The following is a 26,802-nucleotide window of genomic DNA, read 5'->3' as shown; positions in this document are numbered from 1 at the left end:
CGTTGAACCGGGGCCCGGACGACGCCTATAATTCGCCCTCCCTCGAGTTTCGAGCACCGATGACGCCGACCGCCGCCAGAGCCGAACCGCGCCCAAAAATCCTCATTTATGGTGAGAATTACGCGCCGGAGATGATCGGCGTTGGCCGCTTCACCGGCGAAATCGGCTCCTACCTCTCTGAACTGGGATACAGGGTCGTCGCCGTCACCGCGCCGCCGCACTACCCCGGCTGGCGGGTCATTCCGCCCTTTCATGCATGGCGCTACGCAAGCGAAGTTCGCGACGGCGTCAAAGTTCTGCGCTGCCCGATCGCGCTGCGCACCGAGATGCGCGGCGTGTGGCGCCTGATCGCGCCATTGAGCTTCGCCGTTACCTCCGCGCCGGTCGCGCTGTGGCAGATCATCCGCTTCCGCCCCGACATCGTCCTCTGCGTCGAACCGACTTTATTCGTCGCCCCGGTCGGGTTGCTCGGCCGATTCTTCGGCGCCCGCGCCCTCCTTCACGTGCAGGACCTTGAAATCGACGCCGCCTTCGCCGTCGGTCATTTGAAGGGCGGGCTACTCAAAAGACTCATCTTTGGCGTTGAATCATGGCTGTTGCGCCGATTCGACGGGCTGATCACCATCTCGGGACAGATGCGCAAGCGGCTGATCGCCAAAGGCGTCGCGGCGGACAGAATCGGCATTGTCCGCAACTGGGTCGATCTCGCCAAGATCAAGCCGCTCGACGGAACGAACAGCTTTCGCAGCGAGCTTGGATTGAGCGCAGCCGATTTCGTCGTCCTCTATGCGGGCAATGTCGGCGCAAAGCAGGCTCTCGAAGTTGTCCTCGACGCAGCGCGCAAACTCTCCGGCAAGCCTCATGTACATTTCGTCATCGCAGGCGACGGACCCGAAAAGCAGCGCCTGCAACGCGATTATGGCGACCTCAGAAGCATCCATTTTTTGCCCCTGCAGCCTGAGGCGCGGCTTTGTGAGCTGCTTAATCTTGCCGATCTGCATGTGCTGCCGCAGAGCCAGGGCGCGGCCGATCTCGTATTGCCTTCAAAGCTCGGAGGAATGCTGGCGAGCGGCAAGCCTGTCCTCGTCACGGCGGATCGGGGCACCGAGCTTTACGAAGTGCTGGAGGGCACCTGCATTCTCGTGCCCGCCGGCGACAGCGCGGCGATGGCGACGGAGATCGATCATCTCGTCAGCGACAACGCTCATCCAGCGCTGGGGGACGGGCGCCATCTCGCCAAGCTTTTCGCGCGCGATTCCTGTCTCAATCAGTTTCGCGCTTATCTCGATCCGCCCAGGGCTTGAGCAGATCATTGCAAATAGGTTGCGGCCCGGAGCTTTGGAAACGGGTTGCATGAGCGCCCCCACTCCCGATATGAGCAGCGGTCGATCCTGGCCAACGGGACCTTTTCATGTGTGGGCGCTACGCCATCACTTTGCCGCCGGAGGCCGTGCGGCGCTTTTTCGGCTACGTCGAGCAGCCGAATTTTCCGCCTCGCTATAATATAGCGCCGACACAGCCTGTTCCCATCGTGCGCGCCGGCCTTGATCCGAGCGGCGCAATCACGCGCCATTTCTCTCTCGTCCGCTGGGGGTTTGTTCCCTCTTTCGTCAAAGATCCGAAGTCATTTCCGCTGATCATCAATGCGCGGAGCGAAACGCTCCTGCACAAAGCGAGCTTCAAGATGGCGTTCAAACGCCGCCGTTGTCTCTTTATCGCCGACGGCTTTTATGAATGGCGCCGGGGGCCAGAGACAGGCGCAAGGGGAAGGCAGGCTTCGCGCCCCTATCTCTTTCGCCGCGGGGATGGCGCGCCTTTGGGTCTCGCGGGGGTCTGGGAAAGCTGGATCGGGCCAAACGGTGAAGAGATGGATGCGGCCTGCATTATTACGACCGCCGCCAATGGCGCGACCACGGCGATCCACGACAGACTGCCCGCGATTATCGAGGCTTCGTCGTTTGAAAAATGGCTCGATCCCGATGAAGCCAGCGCGGACAAAGCCTTTGATTTGCTGCGGCCGCCGGAAAATGACGTGTTGAACTTTTTTGAGATCGGCCCCGCCGTAAACAAGACAGAGAATGATTCGCCCCAGGTGCAAGACCCCGCCGCCGCGCCGCAGCTTCAGCCGGCGAGGCGGCAGGAGGCAAAAGAAGCCGCAAAGCCGGCGCAGGGATCCCTTTTTTGAACGTCCCCGCGGGTGAGAGCTCTGGTCGATCGACGGAGGCGCTTTGCGCGCAATGACAAAGCGCTTGACGCCCGCCCGCCTCTGCCGACGAATGGGCAAGGGTCGTCAATGAGCAAAGGAGCTGACGGGCATGTTCGAATGGCTGAGGGGCTTCTGGACGCGACACATCGCGCAGGACGTGCCAATCGATCTTGCAAGGTGCGAGTTCGGCTGCCGGGTAAGAGAATGCCGGCGCGGCGAATGGGAGCGCTGCGAAAACAGGCTCTTGGACGTTCAGCGCCAGATCGCCTACGCTGAAGCGGCTTCCCCAGCGGAGCGGACGCCTCATGGCCAGAACGCATCGCAGGAGCAACGCAAGTCCTGAAAATTCCGGCGGCGATCGAAAGGAAACCCGTGGCTGAGCAGCGGGGCTCGCTCCTCAGTCGCTGATGCGGGTGCTTGCCGCTCAGCGCGCCTTGCCGAGGCTGGCTAGCGCGAATTCGCGTTTTTCGCCTAAAGGCGAGGCAACTAATTCGCAAGTTGCAGGTTCAAAGGCCCGAAATCCAAAGGGGATATGATCGTGGGCCAGAACGCATCTGCACAGGAACGCGCCGTCGCGATGTTGTCGATCTTCAAATCACGGAATGTCGCGGAAGGGGAAAGTCTGATGGCGAGCGATGTTTTCATCGATTGCCAACAAAGCAGCGGCGGCGCCGACTTTCGCGCGGCGATGCAATATGCCGAGCGCCGGAATTGGCTCAAGGATGAGGGAGCCGTGATCAGGCTGCTGGACGCAGGCCGAAGAGCCACGCTTGCCGATTGCGAGGACAAAGGCCCGGCCAAAGGGGCGGTCGTCTAGCGCGGAATGCGTTCAAGCGGAATCGCATTTAGCTCTTTAAGCCTTTGTTTTACCGCATGATGGGGTCCGAAAAGTCTGCAACTTTCCGGCGTCATGCCCTGGCCGAGTCCGTTCGCTCGAACCCGGCTGAACCATGCCGTCTGGGATGTGCGCTTCAACACGCCGCTGCGGCGCCCTTGAGCTCACACCTGCCCTCGTTTCAGCACCAAGAAATTTAAGCCTGCCCGCGAGAATGCCAAATGATTTGGCGGCGCTCACGGGCAGGCTCGCGCTTGCAGCCTTATCGGTCAAGGCGCCCGCGAGAGCGGCAGACATCAACTGCGGAAGAATTTGGTGGAGCCTGGCGGATTCGAACCAGCCATCTCTGCTTTCGCAGCGCTCTCCCACTGAGCTACGGCCCCGTGCTCATAGATCTACGCGAAATCCGAATTGGCGTCTTGAACTAAATGGGTCAATCGCCGTGAAAGCAGCCCCGAGAGCGCCCCGGGACGAAGTTTGCTCCCGAGCCGTCATGCCGCAAATGCCGCCAAAGGCGCCCGCGCCGACCTACTGTCGAGGCATTTTTTCCCGCTTCTGGTCCAAGCCTCCAAGCTGTCATGGGGCGCTGCTTCGCTAAGACCCCGTTTCAGGGGGACCGAGCGGGTTCGCATTGATGTCAGTCAGGCGCATTTTGGGACATTACGGCGATCGGCGCTCTTGACGACATCGCGCTGAAACTGCGCCGCCAGGGCGCGACGGTTGGGTGCTCGGCCTCAACAAAGCCAGCTCGACGATGGTGGAGCGATTCGGCACGCATCATCGGCCGGAAGCCGAAAGGCGGAAAGCCGCCCACTAAATTCTGTGCGAAATCCGATCCGGCGTTATGAACTGGCCAATGGGTCAAGCTCAACCGCCGGACCGTGGAATGAAAGTTTTGGCTCCCTGAGCAGGACTCGAACCTGCGACCGATCGATTAACAGTCGATTGCTCTACCAGCTGAGCTATCAGGGAATGCATGCGGCGGTGGCCGCCGCAGCGATTGGCGGCATATAGCAAGCTTGCCGGCGCTTTGCAAAGCGCTAATCGCACGCCGCCATCAGAAGTTTGCACGAACGCCGAACCACGCCTTGCTTCGAAGCGGTTTCTTTTGCTATAGGCAAGACCGCGCTGTCGTCGCGACGGAGGCCTCGTGGCGGAGTGGTTACGCAGAGGACTGCAAATCCTTGCACCCCGGTTCGATTCCGGGCGAGGCCTCCAATAAGTCAGAGACTTAGCAGGTAGGAAAACGGCGCAAACTGCTCGTCAGCGATTCGTCGGAGAATTCAAAGCTCATAGAATGAGCGATTTGAGCCGGCATCGCTGATCATTGCGCTCCTCGTCTGCTCGCTGATAACGCTCGGAATATATGCGGTCATGGCAGAGCCGCCGGTCCAACTCAATCGCTGAAACATCAGCCGCCTTCAACTGAACCAACTTCGCCCATCGACGGTTTTGTCGCGCGAGAGCGGAGAAAGGCAATGTTCTCGACAGTGGGGACGGCCGGGGCGTAAGCTCAGACCAAACCTTGAACCTGAGGCGGCCGGCGCCATGACGCTAGCGGGAGTGTTCGACATCGCTTCTTTCGCACTCGGCACGACCGGGACGTTCATATTGTTTAAAGGTTCTTTGCGCCTGGCGCTTACTCTCATAGCGGCGAGTCTTGTCCTGCAGATCGCGGCGCAATCCGCTGGCTGACGTCTGCGTTCCAAAGAATTTCTTGTCTACCGCTTCGCAGGCGCAACCTCCGGCCGAGACCGCGTCGTCATTGAGGCGACGGCGCAAGCCGAGCTTTGGACCGGCAAGACGGACCTCGCCACATAAACGGCGCGATGTCCGATTGGCCTGCGAAATATCGCCTGAGCACCAGGCTTTAACTTTACAGTAATATCGCCATAACGTTGCAGTATGCCGCGCCGCACAAGTCACGTAAGCTTATTTAACTAGCTTAACCCAAAGAGCGCACTACTTATCAAACAATAAAAGTGACAATTATTATAACAATCGAAATTTCGTGGAAGATTTCGCCAAGCCGATGTGCTTGTTTCCCGCCGTCACGAGTCTTCAGTGACCGAGAAGCGCCGCAAAGGCGATTGGGGGAAACATGTTAATGCTTTCAAAGCTATGGCGATCTGCGCGCTTACGCGTAGACAAAGCAAGGCCTTCAATAAAAGCAGGACTCGCGCTGAGCCTGATCCTCACAGCCGGGGCTCTGACCGCGCCAACGCAAGCGCAGGCCGCAGGCAAGCTGCGCGTCGAGACAAAGGAAGGTCCGGTCAAGGGCTTACTGGTCAATGGCGTCGCCGAGTTCCTCGGCATTCCCTACGCCACGCCGCCGCTCGGCAAATTGCGCTGGATGCCGCCAAAACCCCATGCGCCCTGGACCAACGTTCTCAAGGCGACGGCTTTCGGTCCGACCTGTGCGCAGATCACAACCCTCGGGGTGTTCGCCGGTCCCGCGAACAACAATGAAGATTGTCTCTATATCAACGTCTTCACGCCTAACCTCGAACCATCGGCGAACCTTCCGGTGATTCTCTGGATCCATGGCGGTGGGCACGTCGACGGCGAGAGCAACGACTACGACGCGACCAAGCTCGCCTCGCAAGGCCACACAGTCGTCGTCACCTTCAACTATCGCCTCAACCTCATGGGTTTTTTGGCGCATCCCGCATTGGACGCAGAAGGCCATCTGTTCGGCAACTACGGCATTCTGGACGAGCAGGCTGCGCTCAAATGGGTGCAACGGAACATTGGCGCATTCGGCGGCGACAAGCATAATGTCACCCTCGGCGGCCAGTCTGCGGGCGCCTCAAGCACCGCCGATAACGTCATATCGCCGCTGGCCACGGGCTTGTTCGACCGGGCGATCATCCAAAGCGGCTCCACTTATATGACGCTGATTCCATTGGCGTTCGCCGAAACGAAGGGCACAGCCTTTGCGGTTGCGGCTGGTTGCGGCTCCGGGACGGATGCGGCGACCGCCAAATGTCTGCGCAGTCTGCCCGCCGCCCAGATTGAGGCGCTTTCAGGAACGCCGAGCGCCAACGGCCCTTACATCACCGGCCCGATGATTGACGGCCAGATCCTGCCGCAGGGAGGCGTCGCAGCAATCACTTCAGGCAGGTTCAACCACATGCCAGTCATGAACGGAGTGGTGAAGGACGAGGGCAATTTTAGCATAGGCATCACGGAATATTTCTCCGGACCGCCGCGCGTGCCCCCGACGGCAGCGAGTTTCACGACCTTCGTTACGAATACCTACAGCGGCAACGCCGGACCTGGCGGCTCGCCGCCGGCTTACCCACCGGGGACCGTCGCTGCGGTTCTGGCCCAATATCCGGTCAATGCCTACGCCACGCCGCAATTGGCTTTGGATGCGGTCATGACCGACCCTACGGCCTGCCGGATTCGCTACGGCACTCAATTGTTCAGTGCTCAGAAGGTGCCGGTCTACGCCTATGAGTTCGATTATCAGAAGGCGCCATATTACTTCCCGGCGATGCCGGGGTTTGTGCCGCTTGCGGCCCACACCATCGACATCCAGTTCCTCTTCCGGCTTTACCATGGCGGACCGCTCGGCATCACGCACTACCTGAACAACAAGGAGGAGGATCTCTCCGATCAGCTGGTGACCGCCTGGACGAACTTCGCCTGGACGGGCAATCCGAACGGATTGGGAAACAGCCCCTGGCCGCGCTACAGGAACAATCCGGCCAAAGCCATTTACCTGTCAGAAAACATCCCTTTGTCGACCTTTGCGGATGCACAATACTCCGCTGCGCACAAGTGCGATTTCTGGCAGCAATATTTGGTCTACAACTAAGCCGGACGACGCCCCGGTTTGACGCTCCCCGCGCCTGAGTGACGGCCATACCCTGGCCGTCACGTTTTGCGACCATTGATGAACCCTTCATAGGCTTCTTAATCTCCGGGCCGGCTTCCGTTAGAATATCACTGCACTCGCCAACACTTAGGTTAACGCGCGCCGTCATCCTGGCCGACGCCCGCCGCCCTCCAGGCGCCGCTGACGCCGGCCTTCGCGGCGCTCTCCCGCGACGGCGAAGATGATCCGAAAAGCGCAATTCGCGGATCGCCCTGAAATATGGTCAAATGAGGCCCGGATCGCAGCCATGACTCGGTAGGGCTGACGATTCGCCAAAAGATCATCCGACCGGAAATTTCGGGGGGCCGCCATGAGGTTCGGGCCTGAAATCACAATGATTGTGTCGCCAAGCGCAGTTTTGCGCGCGTCGCGGCGGATCCTCAGCGCGAGCCTGATCCTCCTCGTCCTCGGCGGAGCGCGGGCTTGCGCCGAGACGAACGAGCCTCCGACGATGACGGTCAGCGTCGTCAAGACGAAAACGCAATGTTTCGTGGATCGGCTGCGCCTCAATGGATCGATTGTCGCACGCGAGGACGTTCTGGTGCGGCCCGACATCGAGGGGCTGCAGATCGCGCAGCTCCTGGCCGAGGACGGCGCGAGCGTCACGGCAGGGCAGCCGCTGGCGCAGCTCGCGCGGCCGGACTGGCTGCCCGGCGCGCCCGTCAAGGCGACGGTGACCGCGAGCGCCGCCGGCGTTCTGGTCTACAGCCGGCTCGCCGTGGGGGCGCCGGCGTCGGCGCGAGGCGAGCCCATGTTCCGCATCATCCGCAATGGCGAACTGGAGCTTCTCGTTCATCTGCCGGTGGCGGCGCTTGCGAAGATCAAACAGGGCCAGATCGCCAAGATCGAAACGCTCGATTCGAGCGAATACGCCGGCACGGTGCGGCTCATTTCGTCCGAGATTGATCCTTTGACGCAGCAGGGCCGCGCGCGCATTCAGATGAGCGCCAGCGCCGGCCTGCGGCCCGGTGCCTTCGCCGTCGCGACGATTGACGCCGGGCAAAGCTGCGGCCCGGCGGCCCCTCTTTCGGCGATTCTCTACGGTTCCGAGGGCGCCATCGTGCAGGTTGTGCGCGACAATCGCATCGAGACGCGGCAGGTGCGGGTCGGCCTTTTCGGCGGCATGGACGCCGAAATTCGCGAAGGGCTGTCTCCAGGCGACGTCGTCGTCGTCCGCGCCGGCGCCTTTTTGCGCGAAGGAGATGTTGTGCGGCCGGTTCCGTGAGGGATTTCGCTCGAATGTGATCCGCTCGGGCTGATGGCCGCGCTTTGCCTCGCCTTTTCGCATCGCGATCCTTAAGATGACGCAAAATCCGGCGATGCGGCCCGGCTCCGAAAAAGGCACACCCTTGAGCGTCCAGACATTTGAAGTCAGCGAAGATGAAGATGGCCTGCGGCTCGACCGCTGGTTCAAGCGCAGGATTCCGTCTCTCTCGCTGTCACATCTGAACAAGATCGTCCGCACCGGCCAAGTCAGGGTGGATGGCGCGCGCGTAAAAACCGCGACGCGGCTGGCGCAGGGCCAGAGCGTGCGCGTGCCGCCGCTCAATCTCGAGGCGCAAGCCGAAGCTCCCGCGCGCGAACCCCTGATTTCAGAAGAGGACCGGCGCGAGCTGCGCGACATGATCCTCTTTGAAGACAAGGATCTGATGGTGCTGAACAAGCCCTTTGGCCTCGCCGTGCAGGGCGGTTCGGGCACGAAGCGCCACATCGACGGCATGCTTGCCTCAATGCCCAATGAGCGCGGCGAGAGGCCGGTTCTGGTGCATCGTCTCGACCGCGATACGTCAGGCGTTCTGCTGATCGCCAAAACGCGGAAAATCGCAGCTGATCTCGGGGCGATTTTCCGCTCCCGCCAGGCGCAAAAAATCTACTGGGCGCTGGTCGAGGGCGTGCCGAAGCCGGCGCAGGGAAAAATCTCGCTGTTTCTGGCGAAGGGCGAAGGCATGGGCGCCGATCGTCCGGCGCGGCGCGGCCCCGAAGACCGGGCTGCGATGGAAAAGATGCGCGTCGCCCAGCATGGCGATGAGGACGCGCAACATTCGGTGACCTATTACGCGACCGTTGACACCTTCGAGCCGCGCGTTGCGTGGCTGTCGATGAAGCCGATCACCGGCCGCACGCATCAATTGCGCGCCCATGCGGAAGCGATCGGCCATCCGATCATCGGCGATCCGAAATATGGCCTGAAGCCGAAGAATGATCCCCGCCGCAACGATCCTTTGCGCGCCATCCCCGATACGGTCGAGCGCAAGCTGCATCTGCTCGCTCGGCGGCTCAAGCTGCCCCACCCTCGCGGCGGCGTTCTGGACGTCACCGCGCCGCTGCCGCCGCATATGCTGCGTTCTTTCGAGCTCTTCGGCTTCGACGCCAAGCAATATGATCCGATCGAGGCGGCGCCCGAATAGGCTTTTCCGCCCGATCGCATATCGTCCCCGCCCAAATCTGCTCACCGTCTGTTTTTGGGCGCGAGAAGCGTTTGCGATTACGCTCCGGCCACATCTCAGCCTCAAGACGGGGAGCCTGGGGTTGGACGCGCGGGCAAGATTGCGCGGGAAGCCGGGCGGACCGACGAAGCGTGTGAACGCCCGGAGCGCTGGCGTAAACGGCGCCGGCGTCGTTCAAACAGGACCGCGGGACCGCCTCGGCTATTTCTGCTGGCTTACGCCATAGCAGGATTTGGGGATGCTCGGCGTATTGAACTTGATCGGATCGCCGCATTTGTCGCAGCCGGCGAGCGCGAGAGACGCCAGAACGAGCCCGGCGAAGGCAAAGGCAAGGGTCGTGAGGCGCCGCATCATCCGCTCCAGAAATCCGTTCCCGCATTACCCATGCGACGTTTGCAAAGAGCCGTCCAGAGCCAGTGCGTTTTTTGGGAGCCGGCGGGCGCCGGCTCGGAATTGCCAAAATCCTAAATCGTCGCGATCTGGCAAAAACCGGGCGCGCGCCCGTTGGCCGCAAGATCGCTCTCGTCGCCCTGGCTCAGTTCGACCCGGGCGACGCGCGCCGCAGGCGGTCCGCGCCAAAGCTTTTCGCAAAGCTCTTCAATCGCCGCGGCTGGACCGGCAAACAGCGCTTCGACGTCGCCATTCATCCGATTGCGCACCCAGCCGCTGAGGCCGAGCGCCTCCGCCTCCGCCTGCGTCCAGGCGCGATAGCCAACGCCCTGGACGCATCCGCTGACGATCGCCCGGACGAAGCGTTCCGGCCGCGACCCGTTGGCGGCGATGTCGGAAGCTGGCGGCGGCGAATCTGTCATGCCTTGCCTCCCGCATCAAAGTTCCGTCGGCTCCGGCGGCCGCGTCAGACGCCGATATTGTCGATGAGCCGCGTCTTGCCGAGCCTTGCCGCGGCAAGAAGACGCACCGGCGCGCCAATCGGCGCGGCGAGGGGCGCCAATGTTTCGGCGTCCCTCGCCTCGATATAATCAATGATGAACCCCGCCGCCTCAACGCTCGCTCTGGCTTGCGCCAGCGCGACATCGATCGCCCCGCCCCCGCGAATCCCGGCGGCGCAGCGCTGGAGCGCGGCGTGCAGCGCCGGGGCGGCCTTGCGCTCCTCGGGCGACAGATAGACGTTGCGCGACGATAGCGCGAGGCCGTCAGCCTCCCGGATGGTTGGCGCGCCGATGATTTCAGCGCCAAGATCGAGATCGCGCGCCACGCGCTCGATGACTTTCAGCTGTTGATAATCCTTCTCGCCGAAAATCGCGATATCGGGACGGCATTGATTGACAAGCTTGGTGACGACCGTCGCGACGCCGGCAAAATGAGTGGGCCGGAACTGGTCTTCAAGGCCGGCCGCCGCCGGGCCGGCGACATTCAGCAGGGTTGAAAAGCCCGCGCCATACATTTCCGCAACGTCCGGCGCAAACACGACGTCGCCGCCCGCCGCCGCGAACATCGCGACGTCCGCCCCGAACGTCCGCGGATAAGCGCCAAAATCCTCGTTCGGCGCAAATTGCGTCGGATTGACGAAAATCGACATGACGACGCGGCTTGCCCTTTTCCTGGCCAGCGCGACCAGCGAAACATGACCCTTGTGCAGCGCGCCCATGGTCGGGGTCAGGGCAATCGATTCGCCCGCGGCCCGCCAGTTCGCGACCGTCTGGCGCAGGGCCGCGACCTCGCGCAGGATTTTGACGCGGCCTTGATCTTCTGCGCCCATTTTGGTCTCCCTGCCCTCCCCTCGCGCCTCGCGAAAGATCATCGGCCGCGCGGCAGCCTTTACCCCATCCGGCGAAGCGCTGCGATAGGGTAGACTTCACCCTTGGCTACGCGTATCTCATGGAGCGCTTGTGGATGGCGTGTATGAAGAAAATTGGTGATATGGCCCAACCCGTGACGTCCGACTTCGCCTCGAGCGCGCTGGATTATCATCGCTTCCCGAAGCCCGGCAAGCTCGAGATCCGCGCCACAAAGCCGCTTGGGACGCAGCACGATCTCGGACTTGCCTATTCGCCTGGCGTCGCCGCGGCCTGCCTCGCCATCGCCGGAGATCCGGCCGAGGCGACCGAACTGACGGTGCGGCAAAATCTCGTCGCGGTCGTGACCAATGGCACCGCTGTTCTCGGCCTTGGCAATATCGGCCCCCTGGCGGCCAAGCCCGTGATGGAGGGCAAGGCGGTCCTCTTCAAGAAATTCGCGGGGATCGACGTTTTCGACATCGAGATCGCGGAAAACGACGTTGATCGTCTGGTCGACATCGTCGCCGCGCTGGAGCCGACCTTCGGCGGCATCAATCTCGAAGACATTAAGGCGCCGCAGTGTTTCGAAGTCGAGCGCAAGCTGCGCGAGCGCATGTCGATACCGGTCTTTCACGATGACCAGCACGGAACCGCGATCATCGTCGGCGCCGCTGTTCTCAATGCTATGGAATTGTCCGGCAAGAGCATCGAAAGCGTCAGGATCGTCAGCTCCGGCGCAGGCGCTGCGGCGCTCGCCTGCCTTGATTTCCTCGTCGAGCTCGGCGCCAAACGCGAGAATATCTTCGTCACCGATGTCGAAGGGGTCGTCTACAAGGGGCGCCCGTCGATGAACGAGCGCATGCTGATCTATGCGCGCGACACCAACGCGCGCCGGCTCGACGACGTCATCGGCGGCGCCGATGTCTTTCTCGGATTGTCGGCCGGCGGCGTGCTGACGCCCGAGATGGCGAAAAAGATGGGCGCGCGGCCGCTGATCATGGCGCTCGCCAATCCGACGCCGGAGATCGAGCCCGAAGCGGCGCATCTCGCGCGCCCGGACGCGATGATCTGCACCGGACGCTCCGATTATCCCAATCAGGTCAATAACGTCCTCTGCTTCCCTTACATTTTTCGAGGGGCGCTCGATGTCGCCGCCTCGACGATCAATGAAGCGATGAAGCTCGCAGCCGTCCGCGCCATCGCGCAATTGGCCCACGAGCCCCCCTCCGACGTCGTCGCTCGAGCCTATGACGGCAAGTCGCGTCTGTTCGGCGCCGACAGCCTCATCCCTTCGCCCTTCGATCCGCGTCTCATCCTGCGCATCGCGCCTGCCGTCGCAAAGGCCGCGATGGCGACGGGAGTCGCGAAAAAGCCGATCGTCGATTTCGTCGCCTATGAGGAAACGCTGTCGCGCTTCGTGTTCCGTTCGGGCTTTGTCATGAAGCCGCTGATGCAGGCGGCCAAAGCCGATCCGCGGCGCGTCGTCTATGCGGAAGGCGAGGATGAGCGCGTGCTCCGGGCGGTGCAGACCATCGTCGAGGAAGGCATCGCCAAGCCCATCCTGATCGGGCGCCCCGATGTGATCGAGACGCGCCTCGAGCGTTTTGGCCTCTCGGTCCGGCCAGGACGCGATTTCGAACTCGTCAATCCGCAGGACGATCCGCGCTATCGCGACTATGTCGCAACCTATCTCGAACAGGCTGGCCGGCGCGGCGTGACGCCCGACGCCGCGCGCACGCTGGTGCGCACCAATTCGACCGTCATCGCGGCGCTAGCCGTCAAGCGCGGCGACGCCGACGCCATGCTGTGCGGTCTCGACGGACGGTTCAACTCCCGTCTCGGCTACATCCGCGACATCATCGGGCTCGCGCCCGGCGTCACGGATTTTTCCGCGATGAGCCTGATGATCACCAGCAAGGGCGCCTTTTTCATCACGGACACCCATGTCAGACACGATCCGGCCGATTTCGAGATCGCCGAAATGGCCTTGATGTGTGCGCGCCACGTCCGGCGATTCGGCCTCGAGCCGCGCATCGCCCTTGTCTCGCATTCGGACTTCGGCACGGACGACGCGCCGTCGTCGCTGAAAATGCGGCGCGCGGTGGAAATCTTGCGTCAGCGCGCGCCCGAACTCGAAGTCGACGGCGAGATGCAGGCGGACACGGCCTTATCGCAAACTGTGCGCGATCACGTGCTGCCCTCCTCGCGTCTGAAGGGCGAAGCCAATGTTCTCGTCATGCCGAGCCTCGACGCCGCGAACATCGCCTACACGATGACGAAGATCATGGCGGACGCCCTGCCTGTCGGGCCAATTCTCATCGGCGGCGCGAAGCCGGCGCATATTCTCATACCTTCGACCACCGCGCGCGGCATCGTCAACATGACGGCGGTGGCGGTCGGCGAAGCGCAAAGCCAGAGCGACGCGAAAATGCTGGCGGACGCAGGTCTTATGCCGTTGGCGCATATCTGAACGAGGCCGCCCGATAGGCCTTCCCCGGCGGCGGGGAATCAATGCTGCAGTGCGTCTGGCCAAGGAAGGGCTTTTCTGCTATGACTGAGGCTCTGCTTCAATCCTTCGATTGGCGCGCTCGGATCCGCAGCGATTAAAGGTAGTTGTCCCTAATGACTTCAAAAAAAGTAGCTTTAATCACCGGCGTCACGGGTCAGGACGGCGCTATTCTTGCTGAGCTTCTACTCTCCAAAGATTACATCGTACATGGCGTCAAGCGGCGCTCTTCCTTGATCAATACCGACCGCATTGATCATCTCTATCATGATCCGCACGAGGAGAATGTCGACTTCTTCCTGCATTACGGGGATCTTACCGACGCAACCAATTTGATCCGCATCGTTCAGGAGGTGCAGCCCGACGAGATCTATAATCTCGCCGCGCAAAGTCATGTGCAGGTGAGCTTCGAGACGCCCGAATATACCGCGAATTCAGATGCGCTCGGAACGCTGCGGCTGCTTGAGGCGATCCGCATTCTGGGGCTCATCGGCAAGTCGCGATTCTATCAGGCGTCGACTTCCGAACTTTACGGCAAGGTCCAGGCCGTCCCGCAGAGCGAGACGACGCCTTTTTATCCTCGCTCGCCCTATGCCGCCGCCAAGCTCTACGCCTATTGGATCACGGTCAACTACCGCGAAGCCTATGGCATGCACGCCTCGAACGGCATCCTTTTCAATCATGAAGGGCCGACCCGCGCCGAAACCTTCGTCACCCGCAAGATCACGCGCGCGGTGGCGGCCATTCATCTTGGCTTCCAGGACAAGCTTTTCCTCGGCAATCTCGACTCCAAACGCGACTGGGGCGATGCGCGCGACTATGTCGACGGCATGTGGCGCATCCTGCAGCAGCCGGAGCCGGATGATTATGTCCTCGCCACGGGGGAAACCCACACGGTTCGCGAATTCGTCGAACGCGCTTTCGCGGAAGTCGGCGTCATCATTGGGTGGAAGGGCGAAGGGGTCGACGAACGCGGTTTCGACTCCAGGACCGGCAGGGTTCTGGTCGAGATCGATCCACGCTATTTTCGGCCGACGGAAGTTGATCTGCTGCTCGGAGATCCGACCAAAGCGTTCGAAAAGCTCGGCTGGAAACATAAGACGACATTCGAGAAGCTCGTCTCCGACATGGTCGCAAGCGACCTCATCGTGATGAAGGCGCGCGGCCGGGTCTAGAGCGTTTTCCGACCGGATCGAATCATTCGGTCGATAAGAAATCGCTTCTGATTCAAAAGCTTGAGCATATTCTTTGCGATTGGATTGAACTAATCTGATCGGAATATGCTCTAGGGCCAAGGTCCGCGCGCCCGGATTAAAAGCCGGGATCGCAAGCCCGGGATCGCAAGCTATGAGATGAAGAACGCCGTCGATTGCAAAGCGATCGGCGTGCTGCCCGGATCTGAGGAGAAATCATGGCCGATGCTTCGGCGGGTTCGACCCGCAAACGGCGAATTTGGGTCGCTGGCCATCGCGGTATGGTCGGATCCGCCATTGTGCGCCGGCTTGCCGGCGAGAACGTCGAGATTTTGACGGTCGGACGCAACGAACTTGATCTTCGCGACCAGTCAGCCGTACGCGCCTGGGTCGCGCGCGAAACGCCGGACGTCATCATCCTCGCCGCCGCGAAGGTCGGCGGCATTCTGGCAAATGATTCCTACCCGGCCGATTTCCTTGTCGACAATCTGGTCATCGAGACCAATGTCATCGAGGCGGCGCATCGCGCCAACGTCGATCGCCTCATCTTTCTCGGCTCCTCCTGCATCTATCCGAAATTCGCCCCGCAACCGATCAGGGAAGATTCGCTGCTGACGGGTCCGCTCGAGCCGACCAATGAGTGGTACGCGATCGCCAAGATTGCCGGCATCAAAATGTGCCAGGCCTACCGGCGCCAGCATGGACGCCGCTATATTTCGGTCATGCCGAGCAATCTTTATGGCCGAAACGATAATTTCGACCTCTCGACGAGCCATGTGCTGCCCGCCCTTATTCGCAAATTCCACGAGGCCAAACTGGCGGGCCGCGGGGAAGTCGTCGTTTGGGGCAGCGGGACGCCACTTCGCGAATTTCTTTACGTCGACGACCTCGCCGACGCCGTGGTGTTCCTGATGGACAATTACGACGAAGACGAAGCGATCAACTGCGGCGCTGGCTCCGACGTGACGATCCGCCAGCTCGCCGAGACAATCGGGCGCGTCGTTGGCTTTTCGGGCGAACTGGCGTTCGATTCGACAAAGCCCGACGGCACGCCGCGCAAACTGATGGATTCAAGCCGCCTTGCCGCGCTCGGCTGGACGCCCAAGACCAGGCTCGATGAGGGGATCGCTGAAGTGTACCAGTGGTTTCTTCGCGAAAAAGCGGGAGAGCTCGCAACAGTCTGAAGCCGTCCGCGCCCTGCTCAAATGACCGGACGTGGGCGGGCCGAAGCACAGGCGTCGGCCACGCCATCGCATCCGTCGCCTGCTGATCCTCCAAACGAGGCGTGGCGCAATTTGGAAAACAATCGGCGGGAGGCTTTTGCTGTGCGAAAGGGCACTTCGCCTCACTTCAAAACGGCCGATGTCTGCAGCGAAGCCATTGCACGCCGTTCGCCATCAGATCTCATCTGAACGACATCGTCGCGCAAGGCTGAGGCCATAGGCTGGATCCACAAAACTGCTTTAGCGCTCGCGCGACGTTAATAGTTCAAAGAGCTCGCCCCGGCGCGCCGATCCATTGTCGAGGAAGTCTAACGTGAGCGAGCGCCGTTCCAAAACCAATTCAGTCGACGAGATCATTCAAAACCTTCGCAACTTTTATTTGAGTTCCATACGAACACTCGTTTTTATTATATATCGTCGAGATCGCAGCGGCGCCCTCGCCTTGAAACGCTCGCGTCAATGCTGTATCGGTTTTGAAGTTCTTTTATCTTCGTCCGGGCCACGCCGCCGTCAAAATGGCTGGCTTCTTTCCTTCTCAATCTGACAAGCGATTGCAATGTTTGTCGCGCTCGGCTTTCTTCTCGGACTCGTGGCCCTCAGTTCCGTGATGCCCATCGTCGATGGGACGATGCTTCCTTCTTTCCTTCCCCTGCTGGCCGCCATCGGCCTCGTTTTGGTCGCGGTCAGGCTGCCGCCGGCGGAAGCCTCGCGATTTGGCGCTCTCGTCAAGCCGCTCGTCATTGGCGCCGCGATCCCGGCCCTCTGGATTTTATTCCAGATGGCTCCCGTGCCGGCTGGTCTGGCTCATCCCGTATGGGCGAGCGTGAAAGCGGGCTTTCCTTCCCCGGTCTCAGGAAGCATCACGGTCGACATCGGCGCGACAGCCATGGCGCTCGTGAGCTATCTCACTCTTGTCGGCGCGATCCTGCTGGCGACGGCCGTGACGATCAATCGGGATCGCGCTGAAATCGTGCTCATTACGCTGACGGGCGCGACCACCCTTCTTTCGATTGGGTTGCTGGCGACCAGCATTTTTGGCATGGCCCACCCAGCGGCGCGTGAAGAACTCCTCGATTGCGCCTGCCTTGGCGTCATTCTCGCTTCCGCCTGCGCCTGCTTTGTCTATGAGCGCCACGAGACCCGCCGAGCGAAACTCGGCTATGGCGACGCCCGATTCGTCTATCCGCTGCTGGCGTCTCTCGCGGCATTTTTGATTTCCGCGACGGCGGTCGCCATATCGCGTTCGGGCTCCGTAATTTTCGCGGCCTGCTGCGGGGTTGGTCTCTTTGGCGCCGTCTTTCTCGTGCGCCGGCTCAGTCTCGGCCGTTGGGGCGCCGGCGCGATCGGCCTGACCGCGAGCGTCATAGTCATTGCACTGATCAGCGGAGCCGCCGGAACCGCTTCCGATCCGCGCTTGGCTTTTGTCCGCAAAGATCCCGCGACAGTCGAGCTGACGCAGCGCATTCTCGCCGACGCCCCCTTCTTTGGCGACGGCGCAGGCGCGTTTTCCTCCATCCTGCCGATCTATCAATTCGGCGATGATGGCGCGCAAGAGCGCAAGGCGGTGACCGCGGCGGCAAAACTTTCGATCGAAATGGGCCGCACCATGCTTTGGGCCGCCGTCATCGTCGCCGGGCTGGCGGTCGTCCTGTTCCTGCGCGCATCCGCCAAACGCGGCCGCGATTCCTTTTACGCCGCGACGGCGGCTTCGTGCATCGTCTCGCTGATCGCTCTGGCCTTCATCAACACTGGGCTTTTCGGTCCGACGCTGCCGGTTTTGTCGGCTGTCATCATTGGCCTTGGTCTTGCGCAATCGCAGGGACGCAACGCCGCATGACCAATCCGCCCTCGAACGAGAGCTTCGCGCTTATGAGCGCCGTTGCTGCGTTGATTTTGTCGACTCGTCTACATAAATCATGGTTCTTGTCGCCACGGGCTTTTGTCAAATGATCAAGCGATCGGAGATGACGGCCTTCAGTCTCTTGTGGGTCGCGCTTTCAAAAATGGAAGGCCGTAGCAGAACCCGGTCCTCCACCGGATATGGTCGGAGCCAGACAGCCCTTTTTCGACGCCGGTTGATCTGCGGCCGCCAAAGCGGCGCCATTCGTCTCGCCTCGCGCAGGCTCCAGCTTCCTCAATCCGCATAGGGAACCGAATATTATGCTGGCCCATTTCAATCGGTCCAAAGCTGCACTGCTCAGCGGGGCGTTTCTCGCGGCGGGGCTCTCCTTAGCCGCCTCGCAAGCGCTGGCCCAGCGCGCGTCGGATGGCCCTTTCTCCAGTCTGTCCGGCTATTGGACGGGCAGCGGAACCATTACCATGTCGAACGGTTCCAGCGAGCGAATCCGCTGCAAGGCCGTCTATGCGGTCAATGACACTGGCAAGGCGCTGAATCAGAGCCTGCGCTGCGCCAGCGACAGCTACAGATTAGAAATCAAAGCCAATGTCGTTCTCAACGGCGGCACGCTCTCCGGCACGTGGAACGAAGAGACCCGCCACGCAATGGGCAACATCACGGGGCGCGGCTCCAACTCAGAAATCATGGCAAGGGTAGACGGCGCCGGCTTCGCCGCCGGGCTTCAGGTGCGCTTTCGCGGCGACAAGCAGTCTGTTTCGATTCGGCCGACCACCGGCACGGACGTCGCCGACGTCGCCATCACCATGCGCAAAGGGTAGACGGCGCAAAGACCAATCGAGCGTTTCGGCAGAGAGCCCGGCCAAGCAGCCATTTCGCGTCTTGACGATGCGGAATGGCTTTGTCTGTCTTCCGGCGGGCCGCCCTGCGCCCGGCCCCGCTTAAGTATGGCGATTGATCGCGCCGCCTCGACGCGATGCTTATGCTCCTTCTATCGCGCGCGGGACTGCTTGCTGGCATCACCGCCTTATCGCAATCCGATCGGCGGTGCGGCGAAGGAACATCGCGGTCGGCCTCAGGATCAAAAGATCGGCGGTCAACGCCGCCATCATCGCGAAGGCGCTCAGCCAGCCGAACAAGCGCAACGACGGCAGATCGGAAAGCACCGTCACGGCAAGACCGCAGGCGAGCACGATCGAGGTCAGAATCAAGGCGGGCCCGACAAGCACCGTCGCCCGCTCCACCGCCAGCGCAAAATTCTCGCCGGAATCATCCTCGATGCGGAGTCTGTTGAGGAAATGAATCGTCGCGCTCAGGCCAAGGCCAAAGGAAACAGTCAATGCGACGACGCTGGCGAACTGAAGCCCCTGCCCCGTTATGGCCAGCAAAGCGCCTGAGGCGACGACGGGAAAGATGCCCGGCAGAATGCAGGCCAGCGCCACGACGACTGACCGAAAGGCAAGCCCGATAAAAGCGGCGACGAAGAAAAACTCGATCGTCAGGCCGCGGGTCAGCTTGTCGATCATGCTCGCGCTGTTGCGCGCCGCGATCGCCGAAAGCCCGGTCACCGAAAGCTTGTAGCCGGGATATTGCGCGCGAAGACCCTTGAGCGACTTGTCGATCCCATCAACGATCGGCAGCAGCTGGCTGGCGTCGGCGTCCGGCACGCGTCCCGACACGATGACGGCGTCCTGCTTCGCGTCGATAAAGCGGCGGGTCAAATGCTCGGGCAGCAGATCGACATATTTCTTCAACGTGGTGACGTCTGACGAGCCCGCCTTTTCTTTCAGCCAGCGTCGCAGGGTTTCAAGCGACCAAACATTGCCAACGCCGGCCTGGCGCTCCATGAGACTGTGCACCCTCGCGATCACCTCCAGTGTTTCCGGCGCATAAAGCGACGCGCCCGGCGGCAGCTGGACGAGAACGTCGATTGGATTTGCGCCCGTCAATTTGGCGTCGAGCCGGCTGCTTGCCGAGACGGCCTGCTCCTTGTCCGGCACCTGATCTGCAAGCCGATAGCGCGGCTGAAGATTGGCGAAGACGCCGCCAAGCGCCGCGACGACGATCAATCCGATGAGACTGTAAAGCCCCGGACGCCGAACCATTCGCGCGGCTATCCAGAAACAGAACTTGCGCAATGCTTCGACGCCGAAATCGCCGCCCCGCCCCCTGACCGCCAGCCCCGCCTCATTGCGCAGCAGGAGGACTCCAAGCAGCGGAAACAGAAAAAGCACGGTGAAAAGAGCAATGAGCGTCGCGATCAGGCCCGCTTCGCCAAATGTCCGGATCAGTTCGGAATGGGAGAAAAGCAGCGCCGTGAACGAGAGAGCAGCCGTCGCATGGGTGAGGACGCAGGCGGGCCCCACGATCAAAAGCGCGTTGCGCAAGGCCTCATATTTGGTCTGGCCGGCGAGGATGCGATCGCGCGCGGCGAAAGTCAGCTGCATGCTGTCGGAAAAGCTGATCACCATGATCAGCGGCGTCATCACGTTGAGAAACATGTTGAGCCGGAAGTCGAGCCAACCCAGCGCGCCGAGCGCCAAAAGAATCGCGACAAGGGGCGGGCCGGCCGCAATAATCATAAATGAGACGCGGCGGAAGAATGCTATCGCGATGAGGCAGCCGGCGATGAAACCGGTCACGTTATAGACCAGCCGGTCGCGCTCCACCGCCTGCCGGATCTCGAGCTGCATGACCGGAACGCCGGAAAGCTCGGCCTTGAGCCCCGCGCCCTCGAGGTCCTCCGCCATTGTCTTGCGAATTTCGCCGACCGTCGCGTCAAGGCCTTTGCCGCCAACGATCTTTGGATCAAGCGCAAGCACGACCAGAGCGAGCTGGCCGTCCTCCGATAAGAGCTTGCCCCGGATGATCTCGTTCGACATCACCTTTTTTATCAGCGCATCGTAATCGGCGCCTTCGGGAAGCGGATCAGGAAACAAAGGCGCCGGCGTTTGCCCGTTTTCAGGCGGCTGGCGCGCCGAGAACAATGAGATGATGCCTTGCACGCCATCGATCAGCTGAACGTCGGTGACGAAATTGCGGAGCTTGTCCAGCGAGTCGCGCTCCAGCAGGCTCTTGCCTTCGATGACGGCGAGGACGTCGAATTCGCTCGACGGAAAATTGCGCGTCACCTCCTCATATTGCCTGAACTCGGGCGTGTCTGACCGGAACAATTGGCTGAGCGAATCATCGACCTTGATCCGCGTGAGACCCAGTCCGGCGGCGAGGGCCAGCGCCAGCGCCGCCAGCCCGACCAGCCAGGGAAGCCGCAATGAAATGAGACCCACGCGCTCGATGCCGAGCGCCAGCGCGGGACGCTTACCGACGCTTGACGAAGTGAGATTGGCCTCGGCTGATTGCTCCGCCTGTCCGGTTGTTTCGATCGACACGAGCGTCTCCGGAGTCGTCTGCATCAATCCATAAACGGATGTCCGCGCCAAATTGTGGCGGATCATTCGGTCGCGAAGAACGCCTCAGGCGGAGTGGCGTTCCCGGATTTCCGGCGCGAGCTTTGCGCCAGGCAGACGATGCGGATCGCGGCTCTAGAGAGGCGCCAGTCCTTTGGCGTACCGCCGCCAATTGGCGACGTAGCGCGCCGCGCTTTCGCGCAGCCGGGCGGCGTCGATCTCGTCGAGTTCCCGAAACAGCTTGGCGGGGCTGCCAACGATCAGCGAATTATCCGGAAACGACTTGCCCTCTGTGACGAGGGCGTTTGCTCCAACGAGGCAATTGCGGCCAATCCTGGCGCCATTGAGGAGCGTCGCTCCCATGCCGATCAGGCTGTTGTCGCCGATCGTGCAGCCGTGCAGGATGGCGCGATGGCCGATCGTGCAGTTTTCGCCGATCGACACAGGATAGCCGGGGTCGGTGTGCAGGACGCTATTGTCCTGGATGTTGGAGCCGGGTCCAACGAAGATTTCTTCATTATCGCCGCGCAGAACGACCCCGAACCACACCGAGGCGTCGGCGCCAAGCCGAACCTTGCCAATCACCTGCGCATCGGGGGCGATCCAGAAACTTCCCTCCGGTGGCAGGTCGGGCGCAATTCCATCGAGCGCGTAAAGCGGCATATGATCAAACTCCAGGAGCGCTTTAACCTTAAGCTGACCTCAAAACGCCTCGAGGTCAAAATCAAGAATCGCCATCTGGAGCGTGAAGCTTTTGCCCTTGGGATCATCGGCCGAGATGATGCCAAGGAAATCATCGCCGTGATTGAGTTCGACCGAATCGGTCTTTTTGGCGCGGGCGACGATCTTTAGCTTGTCGGTCTCGAACAGACGCCTGAGATAGTCCTGCAGCACCGGCCGCTCCACCGGGATCGCCATCTCGAAGGCGAAGGATCGGTCGCCGTCCTCGTCATCAACGGAGATGGTGCCGATCTGCCGCTGTCCGAAATGCACGTCGGCGTCTTCCGGATTGCGTTTGCCCTGCGTCACCTTGATGCCTTCATTGCCGAAGGCCTCCTGCAGAAACCCTTGCAATTTTCGCAATTCTGTCTTGTCCAAGGGATCCTCCTGAGCCGGTTGGGAGGGCGTGGCTTTGCCAGAAAAACGCCGCCCCCGCAACTGCGCCGGAGGCATTCATCACCGCCTCAGCTCTCCTATCGCGGCCAATCTTACACCTTCCGGCGCGGGGCGCTCACCTGCCTGGCGCGCTAAAGAATATTATGGCCTTTGCGCCAGGAATTTCAGCACGCCTTTCTTGTAAATCGGATCGCCGACGGCGCGGTTGTGGTCGCGGCCCACGATGTCCAGCGCTTGTCCCGCCGGAAACATCGCCGCGAGCTTATGGGGATCGCCGGCGACCTCGTCCTCCGTGCCCGTCGCGACGAGGACCGGCACGCCGATCTGTCTCGCTTCGGATTCGTTGAGAAGCTGGCGCGCTCCACGGATGCAGGCGGCCATGGCCCTGAGATCGCTCTTGGTCGCTTCGGCGAAGCTGCGAAACAGGCGCTGGTTCGGCGTCATCAAATCATCAATGGAAGGCGCCTCCATGGCGTCGGCTATGCCGAGCGGCAGACCGGCGCCGTCGATCAGATGGTGCCCAAGGCCGCCGAGGATCATGGATCGCGTGCGCTCCGGGTGGGCTTTGGCGAGAAAGGCGGCGATGCGGGCGCCCATCGAATAGCCCATCACATCGGCGCGCTCGATGTCGAGATGATCGAGCAGACGACGGCAGTCCTCGGCCATTTTCGGTACGGCATAATCGGCTGGCGCGTAGAATTTCTGGCTGCGGCCATGCCCACGATTGTCGAGCGCGATGACGCGCCTCCCGTCCTCCGTCAAGGTCTTGACCCACTGCGGAAAAAACCAGTTGACCGCATGGTTGGAGGCAAATCCGTGAATGAGGAGAATGGGTTCGCCGCGATCGAAGCCTGTGGGCTTTTCGTCGGCGAAGGCAAGGCGTGCGCCTTCTCCGTAAAATTCGAGCATGCGCTCTCCTGTCGTGGCGGCGTGCGGCCGCAACTCCCTCGTCGCCCCGCGATGGCGAGGCCGGGACGCCGCGGCGGCCTTGAGCAAAAACGAGGCCTGAAAATAAGGATTCAGCCTCAGATTGGAAGCGCTATTCTCGAGCCAAAGGTTGCCGCACGCGTCGATAGAGTGGCGAAGCGCGCGCAACTGCGTTATCTTATCGCCACCCCTCCTCAAAGAGCGCGAAATTGATGAACCGCTACGAACGTCGCCCGATCGCCGCCGGAGAAGCCGAGATCGAATATCTCGATGGCGAATTCCGCATTTTGCGCCCCGGCGCCTTCGTCCGATGCGCCGCGACGGGCGTCGCGATCCGCATCGAGGATCTGCGGTACTGGAATGTCGATTTGCAGGAGCCCTACGCCGGCCCGGAAGCAAAACTGCAAAAACTGAAGCCAAAATCTCAGGATTAAAGCCTTCAAGCTGAGGCGCGCCCGTCTGCGCAAAGACATCCGTCAAGCAGCAGCGTTTTTGATTGTCTCAATCGTGAAGCGCTCATACGGATCAATTGAATTTGACTTCGCTATACTGCGCAAAAACGCGCGTGGCTCGGCGAAGCCTCAGCTCTCGGCCTCATCTTCGATTTCAGGCCGCACGAAGATCTGGGCCAGATAGGGCGCAAGCGCCTGCATGATCCTCCACGAGGCGCCGCCCAGGCGCTCGACTTCGTCAGCGGCCGCGCGGCCCATCGCGCGTAACTCGGCGGCGTCGAACAGCAGCAACGACGCTTCGCTGGCGAGCGCTTGCGCGTCATTGACGACAGCGCCGCCGCCCGCGCCATCGACAGCCGCGTAGACCTCTTCGAAATCATCGACATCCGGCCCGTGCAGGATGGCGCAGCCAAGCTTTGCCGCTTCCACGGGATTGATCCCGCCGCCGCCGCGCAGCGATTTGCCAAGAAAAATCACGCCTGTCGCGCGGTAAAACAATCCCGCGTCGCCTGCGCCCGCGATGTGGATCGCGGGGAGCGCGCCGCTATCGTGGTCCGCAGCGGTAGCGACGCGCGCGTCCAATCCGAGCCTGCCGGCGCGCAGCGCAACATCGAAGCCGCGCTTTGCATGGCGGGGCGCGATGATGGTGAGAAGATCCGGAAAATTCCGGGCGATTTTCTGGTGCGCCTCGATGACGATATCCTCTTCGAGCGCGCCGGCCGGAAACGCCGCCCAGACCGGCCGCGCGCCAATGCGGGCCAAAAGACGCGCCAGCGCCGCCGCATCGGCCGGGGACGGCGCAAGATCATAAATCGGATCACCGGCCGCCTGCGCGCATGACGCGCCAAAGAATCGAAAGCGCTGCGCATCCGCCTCGCTGCGGGCAAGGCATAGATCGACGCCGCCAAAAAGGTCGCGCGCGACCCCCGGCAGCTTGCGCCAGAACAGGAAGGCGCGCGCCGACAGCCGGGCGTTGATGAGATTGATAGGGAGGCCGCGCTTCCGGCTTTCGCTGATGAAGTTCGGCCAGAATTCGGAGGCGGCGAAGAGCGCGACGTCCGGGCGCCAGTAGGCGAGGAAGGGCTTCACGAATCGCGGCGCATCGAGCGGGGCGCATTGATGCAGCGCCGTCGGCGGCAGCCGGATCGGCGTCGAACCATCGTCCCGCGTCGTCACGAGGACAGCGAAGCCGGCGGCGCCCAATCTCTCGATCAGGGGGATCAGAGGCGCGATATCGGCAGCGGCCGCGCCGTGAAGCCAGGCAAGGCGGCCATGCGGCCGCGGAAGGGAGGGCTTTGCGAGCCGCTCCTGACTGCGCAAGCGGTCTTCCGGACGAAGCCGCGCGCGCCGCATTCTGGCGCGCCACAGTAAAAACGGCGGCGCCAGCGGGGCGAGAGCGGCGCTGCAGGCCCGGTAGAGGGAAAGCAGCATAGTGCCCTTCGGGATCGGTTGAAACGACGCGTCATGCGGCGCCGATCCATCTTATAGCGTTCAATCGAGCCACGCCCGCATCAAACAGCGTTATTCTGCGCGGCTCTTCTAAATCTGCGCCGCCTTCCGCCCGAAGCCTCAGCTTCGCTCTATCGCTCTTCTTTCGCGTCAGCTATTGGCGGATGTTCGCAGCGTGCGGATCATTCCAGAGCCGTTTCAGGTTGAGCGGAATCACTCAACCATTGCAAAACCATTCTTATTCAAGGGGTTAGAACATTTTCGGACGCAAACCGGTGCCCGCTTTTGCTGAAAACGTTCTAATGTTCGTGGTCCTCGCCTTCTTCCTCATGCTCTTCGGGATCGAGCAGGCGGTGAAGATGCGCCACGAAATAGCGCATCTGCGCATTATCGACGGTCGCCTGCGCCTTGGCGCGCCACGCCGCCACTGCGGAGGCGTGATCGGGAAAAAGGCCGACAATTTCGATCTGGTCGAGATTTTTGAATTCGGTTTGATCCAGTTCCTTGAGTTCGCCGCCGAACACAAAGTGAAGGAGCTGTTTCTTCTGGGGAGCGGGAGCGCGTTTCATGACATTATCCAGCGGTTTCTAGGGTCAAAGGGTGGTTTCCTCAGCCTGCGCCGCAAGCATAATTTACGCCAGCGACGATGGTTTGACGGCTCATTCCGGAGCGCCTCGGGCCCGCCGCATCGCAAGATTGATTTGCGATTGAAGCTGGCGCGGCGCGGCGGTGAGCAGCCCGTGGCGCGTCTCCTCGCGGTTATAGACGAGCTCAACGCCATCAAGACCGGCCAAACGTCCGCCTGCTTCCTCAAGAATGAGATCGGCCGCCGCGATATCCCAATCATTGGAGTTTTCCGACGCGAAGCCCGCGTCGAGGGCGCCCGAAGCGACATAAGCGATGCGCATCGCCAGCGAGGGGACCCGCGGCTGCAAGGTGAACGTCAGTCCGGCCTGACGCAATTCCTCAGCGAGGAACAAAGGCGCGCCGACGCGGGCGCTGGCGTCGAGCGTCGCGATGCCCGAGACTTCGATCGGAACGCCATTGAGCCGCGACCCGCCGTCCTTTACGGCGACATAGGTCTGCTGGAGCGCCGGCGCGTGAACGATGCCGATCAGGGGCCGGCCATCGCGCACCAACGCCACGGCGATCGCCCAGGTGGGTTCGCCAAGCGCGAAGGCGCGCGTTCCGTCGATCGGATCGACGACGAGCACAAGCTTTTTCGTCAGGCGCTCCGCCGAATCTTCCGTCTCCTCGGACAGCCAGCCAGCTTCCGGCAGCAACTCCTCGAACCGCCGCTTCAAAAATCGATCGACGAGATGATCGGCTTCAGTGACCGGCGATCCGCCGGCCTTGTGCGAGACCATCGCGCTGGTCTTCTCGCCATGGCGGAAAAAGGCGAGCGCGAGCTCGCCCGCGCGTCGAGTGGCTTCCTCAAAGGAAGCAACGAGACCGTCCGCATGAGAGAGTGACGCCAAGACTTTTTCTGAGCACGAGAAAAAACTGAATTTGGCTTAACCTGCCGCACTGCGTGACACAAGCTTTTCTCCAGGACGCCGGCCAA

The 26,802-nt window shown here is 61.6% G+C and carries 22 protein-coding genes, 2 tRNA genes and 1 pseudogene; 14 read left to right on the top strand and 11 right to left on the bottom strand.

Annotated elements, in window-relative coordinates:
• Positions 1–59 precede the first annotated feature (59 nt).
• The 4 genes and pseudogenes from MPC4_RS09230 to MPC4_RS20915 all read left to right on the top strand — a co-directional run.
• Positions 60–1,304: a WcaI family glycosyltransferase gene (locus MPC4_RS09230; protein ID WP_174512235.1), complete on the top strand. Its 1,245-nt coding sequence runs from the start codon at positions 60–62 to the stop codon at positions 1,302–1,304.
• Positions 1,305–1,411: 107 nt separating this feature from the next.
• Positions 1,412–2,185: an SOS response-associated peptidase gene (locus MPC4_RS09225; RefSeq protein ID WP_174512234.1), complete on the top strand. Its 774-nt coding sequence runs from the start codon at positions 1,412–1,414 to the stop codon at positions 2,183–2,185.
• A 646-nt stretch (positions 2,186–2,831) separates the two neighbouring features.
• Positions 2,832–3,023, top strand: a complete 192-nt coding sequence (locus tag MPC4_RS09220) for a hypothetical protein (protein ID WP_174512233.1) — start codon at positions 2,832–2,834, stop codon at positions 3,021–3,023.
• Between the two features lie 639 nt (positions 3,024–3,662).
• Positions 3,663–3,858: pseudogene (locus MPC4_RS20915) on the top strand (STAS domain-containing protein); the annotation flags it as partial.
• Between the two features lie 79 nt (positions 3,859–3,937).
• Here MPC4_RS20915 and MPC4_RS09215 read toward each other — a convergent pair.
• Positions 3,938–4,013 (bottom strand) — tRNA-Asn (locus MPC4_RS09215).
• 172 nt (positions 4,014–4,185) lie between these two features.
• Here MPC4_RS09215 and MPC4_RS09210 point away from each other — a divergent pair.
• From MPC4_RS09210 to MPC4_RS09195, 4 genes are all read left to right on the top strand, one after another.
• Positions 4,186–4,259: transfer RNA gene (locus MPC4_RS09210), tRNA-Cys, on the top strand.
• Positions 4,260–5,142: 883 nt separating this feature from the next.
• Entirely contained in the window at positions 5,143–6,864 is a 1,722-nt protein-coding gene (locus MPC4_RS09205; protein WP_174512232.1) for a carboxylesterase/lipase family protein, read from the top strand.
• A gap of 394 nt (positions 6,865–7,258) precedes the next feature.
• Positions 7,259–8,149, top strand: coding sequence for an efflux RND transporter periplasmic adaptor subunit (locus tag MPC4_RS09200; protein WP_244628920.1), 891 nt, complete (start codon positions 7,259–7,261; stop codon positions 8,147–8,149).
• Positions 8,150–8,225: 76 nt separating this feature from the next.
• On the top strand, positions 8,226–9,332 hold the full coding sequence (locus MPC4_RS09195) for an RluA family pseudouridine synthase (RefSeq protein ID WP_244628919.1): 1,107 nt from the start codon (positions 8,226–8,228) through the stop codon (positions 9,330–9,332).
• A 240-nt stretch (positions 9,333–9,572) separates the two neighbouring features.
• Here the strand turns inward: MPC4_RS09195 and MPC4_RS09190 are convergent, their stop codons facing one another.
• The 3 genes from MPC4_RS09190 to panC all read right to left on the bottom strand — a co-directional run bounded on the left by MPC4_RS09190 (position 9,573) and on the right by panC (position 11,091).
• Positions 9,573–9,722, bottom strand: a complete 150-nt coding sequence (locus tag MPC4_RS09190; protein WP_166795828.1) for a hypothetical protein — start codon at positions 9,720–9,722, stop codon at positions 9,573–9,575.
• A 113-nt stretch (positions 9,723–9,835) separates the two neighbouring features.
• Positions 9,836–10,183, bottom strand: a complete 348-nt coding sequence (locus tag MPC4_RS09185) for an acylphosphatase (protein WP_174512230.1) — start codon at positions 10,181–10,183, stop codon at positions 9,836–9,838.
• 44 nt (positions 10,184–10,227) lie between these two features.
• Complete coding sequence (gene panC / locus MPC4_RS09180; RefSeq protein ID WP_174512229.1) at positions 10,228–11,091, bottom strand: pantoate--beta-alanine ligase; 864 nt, start codon at positions 11,089–11,091, stop codon at positions 10,228–10,230.
• Positions 11,092–11,252: 161 nt separating this feature from the next.
• Between panC and MPC4_RS09175 the strand changes: the two genes are divergently transcribed.
• The 5 genes from MPC4_RS09175 to MPC4_RS09155 all read left to right on the top strand — a co-directional run bounded on the left by MPC4_RS09175 (position 11,253) and on the right by MPC4_RS09155 (position 18,708).
• Positions 11,253–13,580, top strand: a complete 2,328-nt coding sequence (locus tag MPC4_RS09175) for an NADP-dependent malic enzyme (RefSeq protein WP_174512269.1) — start codon at positions 11,253–11,255, stop codon at positions 13,578–13,580.
• A gap of 152 nt (positions 13,581–13,732) precedes the next feature.
• A complete protein-coding gene (gene gmd / locus MPC4_RS09170; RefSeq protein WP_134486009.1) occupies positions 13,733–14,791 on the top strand; it encodes a GDP-mannose 4,6-dehydratase in 1,059 nt (352 codons plus the stop codon).
• Between the two features lie 236 nt (positions 14,792–15,027).
• A complete protein-coding gene (gene fcl, locus MPC4_RS09165) occupies positions 15,028–15,993 on the top strand; it encodes a GDP-L-fucose synthase (protein ID WP_134486008.1) in 966 nt (321 codons plus the stop codon).
• A gap of 595 nt (positions 15,994–16,588) precedes the next feature.
• Positions 16,589–17,869 (top strand): hypothetical protein, encoded by a 1,281-nt coding sequence (locus MPC4_RS09160; protein WP_174512228.1) that lies wholly within the window; start codon positions 16,589–16,591, stop codon positions 17,867–17,869.
• A 323-nt stretch (positions 17,870–18,192) separates the two neighbouring features.
• Positions 18,193–18,708 carry a hypothetical protein gene (locus MPC4_RS09155; protein ID WP_244628918.1) on the top strand — a complete coding sequence of 172 codons (516 nt, stop codon included), beginning with the start codon at positions 18,193–18,195 and terminating at the stop codon, positions 18,706–18,708.
• 198 nt (positions 18,709–18,906) lie between these two features.
• Here MPC4_RS09155 and MPC4_RS09150 read toward each other — a convergent pair whose 3' ends face one another.
• The 4 genes from MPC4_RS09150 to MPC4_RS09135 form a co-directional block, all read right to left on the bottom strand.
• Positions 18,907–21,300 carry an efflux RND transporter permease subunit gene (locus MPC4_RS09150; protein ID WP_174512227.1) on the bottom strand — a complete coding sequence of 798 codons (2,394 nt, stop codon included), beginning with the start codon at positions 21,298–21,300 and terminating at the stop codon, positions 18,907–18,909.
• A 129-nt stretch (positions 21,301–21,429) separates the two neighbouring features.
• A complete protein-coding gene (locus MPC4_RS09145) occupies positions 21,430–21,957 on the bottom strand; it encodes a gamma carbonic anhydrase family protein (RefSeq protein ID WP_174512226.1) in 528 nt (175 codons plus the stop codon).
• Positions 21,958–21,996: 39 nt separating this feature from the next.
• Positions 21,997–22,392, bottom strand: coding sequence for a DUF3126 family protein (locus MPC4_RS09140; protein ID WP_134486005.1), 396 nt, complete (start codon positions 22,390–22,392; stop codon positions 21,997–21,999).
• 159 nt (positions 22,393–22,551) lie between these two features.
• A complete protein-coding gene (locus MPC4_RS09135; RefSeq protein ID WP_134486004.1) occupies positions 22,552–23,319 on the bottom strand; it encodes an alpha/beta fold hydrolase in 768 nt (255 codons plus the stop codon).
• Between the two features lie 230 nt (positions 23,320–23,549).
• On the opposite strand from MPC4_RS09135, the gene MPC4_RS09130 reads away from it, so the two are divergent.
• Entirely contained in the window at positions 23,550–23,771 is a 222-nt protein-coding gene (locus MPC4_RS09130; protein WP_174512225.1) for a DUF2093 domain-containing protein, read from the top strand.
• 147 nt (positions 23,772–23,918) lie between these two features.
• On the opposite strand, the gene MPC4_RS09125 is transcribed toward MPC4_RS09130, so the two are convergent.
• The 3 genes from MPC4_RS09125 to MPC4_RS09115 all read right to left on the bottom strand — a co-directional run bounded on the left by MPC4_RS09125 (position 23,919) and on the right by MPC4_RS09115 (position 26,716).
• On the bottom strand, positions 23,919–25,220 hold the full coding sequence (locus MPC4_RS09125; protein WP_174512224.1) for a 3-deoxy-D-manno-octulosonic acid transferase: 1,302 nt from the start codon (positions 25,218–25,220) through the stop codon (positions 23,919–23,921).
• Positions 25,221–25,537: 317 nt separating this feature from the next.
• Entirely contained in the window at positions 25,538–25,807 is a 270-nt protein-coding gene (locus MPC4_RS09120; protein WP_134486001.1) for a DUF4170 domain-containing protein, read from the bottom strand.
• A 90-nt stretch (positions 25,808–25,897) separates the two neighbouring features.
• Positions 25,898–26,716, bottom strand: coding sequence for an inositol monophosphatase family protein (locus tag MPC4_RS09115; protein WP_174512223.1), 819 nt, complete (start codon positions 26,714–26,716; stop codon positions 25,898–25,900).
• Positions 26,717–26,802: the final 86 nt, after the last annotated feature.

The sequence above is a fragment of the Methylocella tundrae genome, from assembly GCF_901905185.1.
Lineage (GTDB): Bacteria > Pseudomonadota > Alphaproteobacteria > Rhizobiales > Beijerinckiaceae > Methylocapsa > Methylocapsa tundrae.
This window is presented reverse-complemented; position numbering and strand designations above follow the sequence as displayed.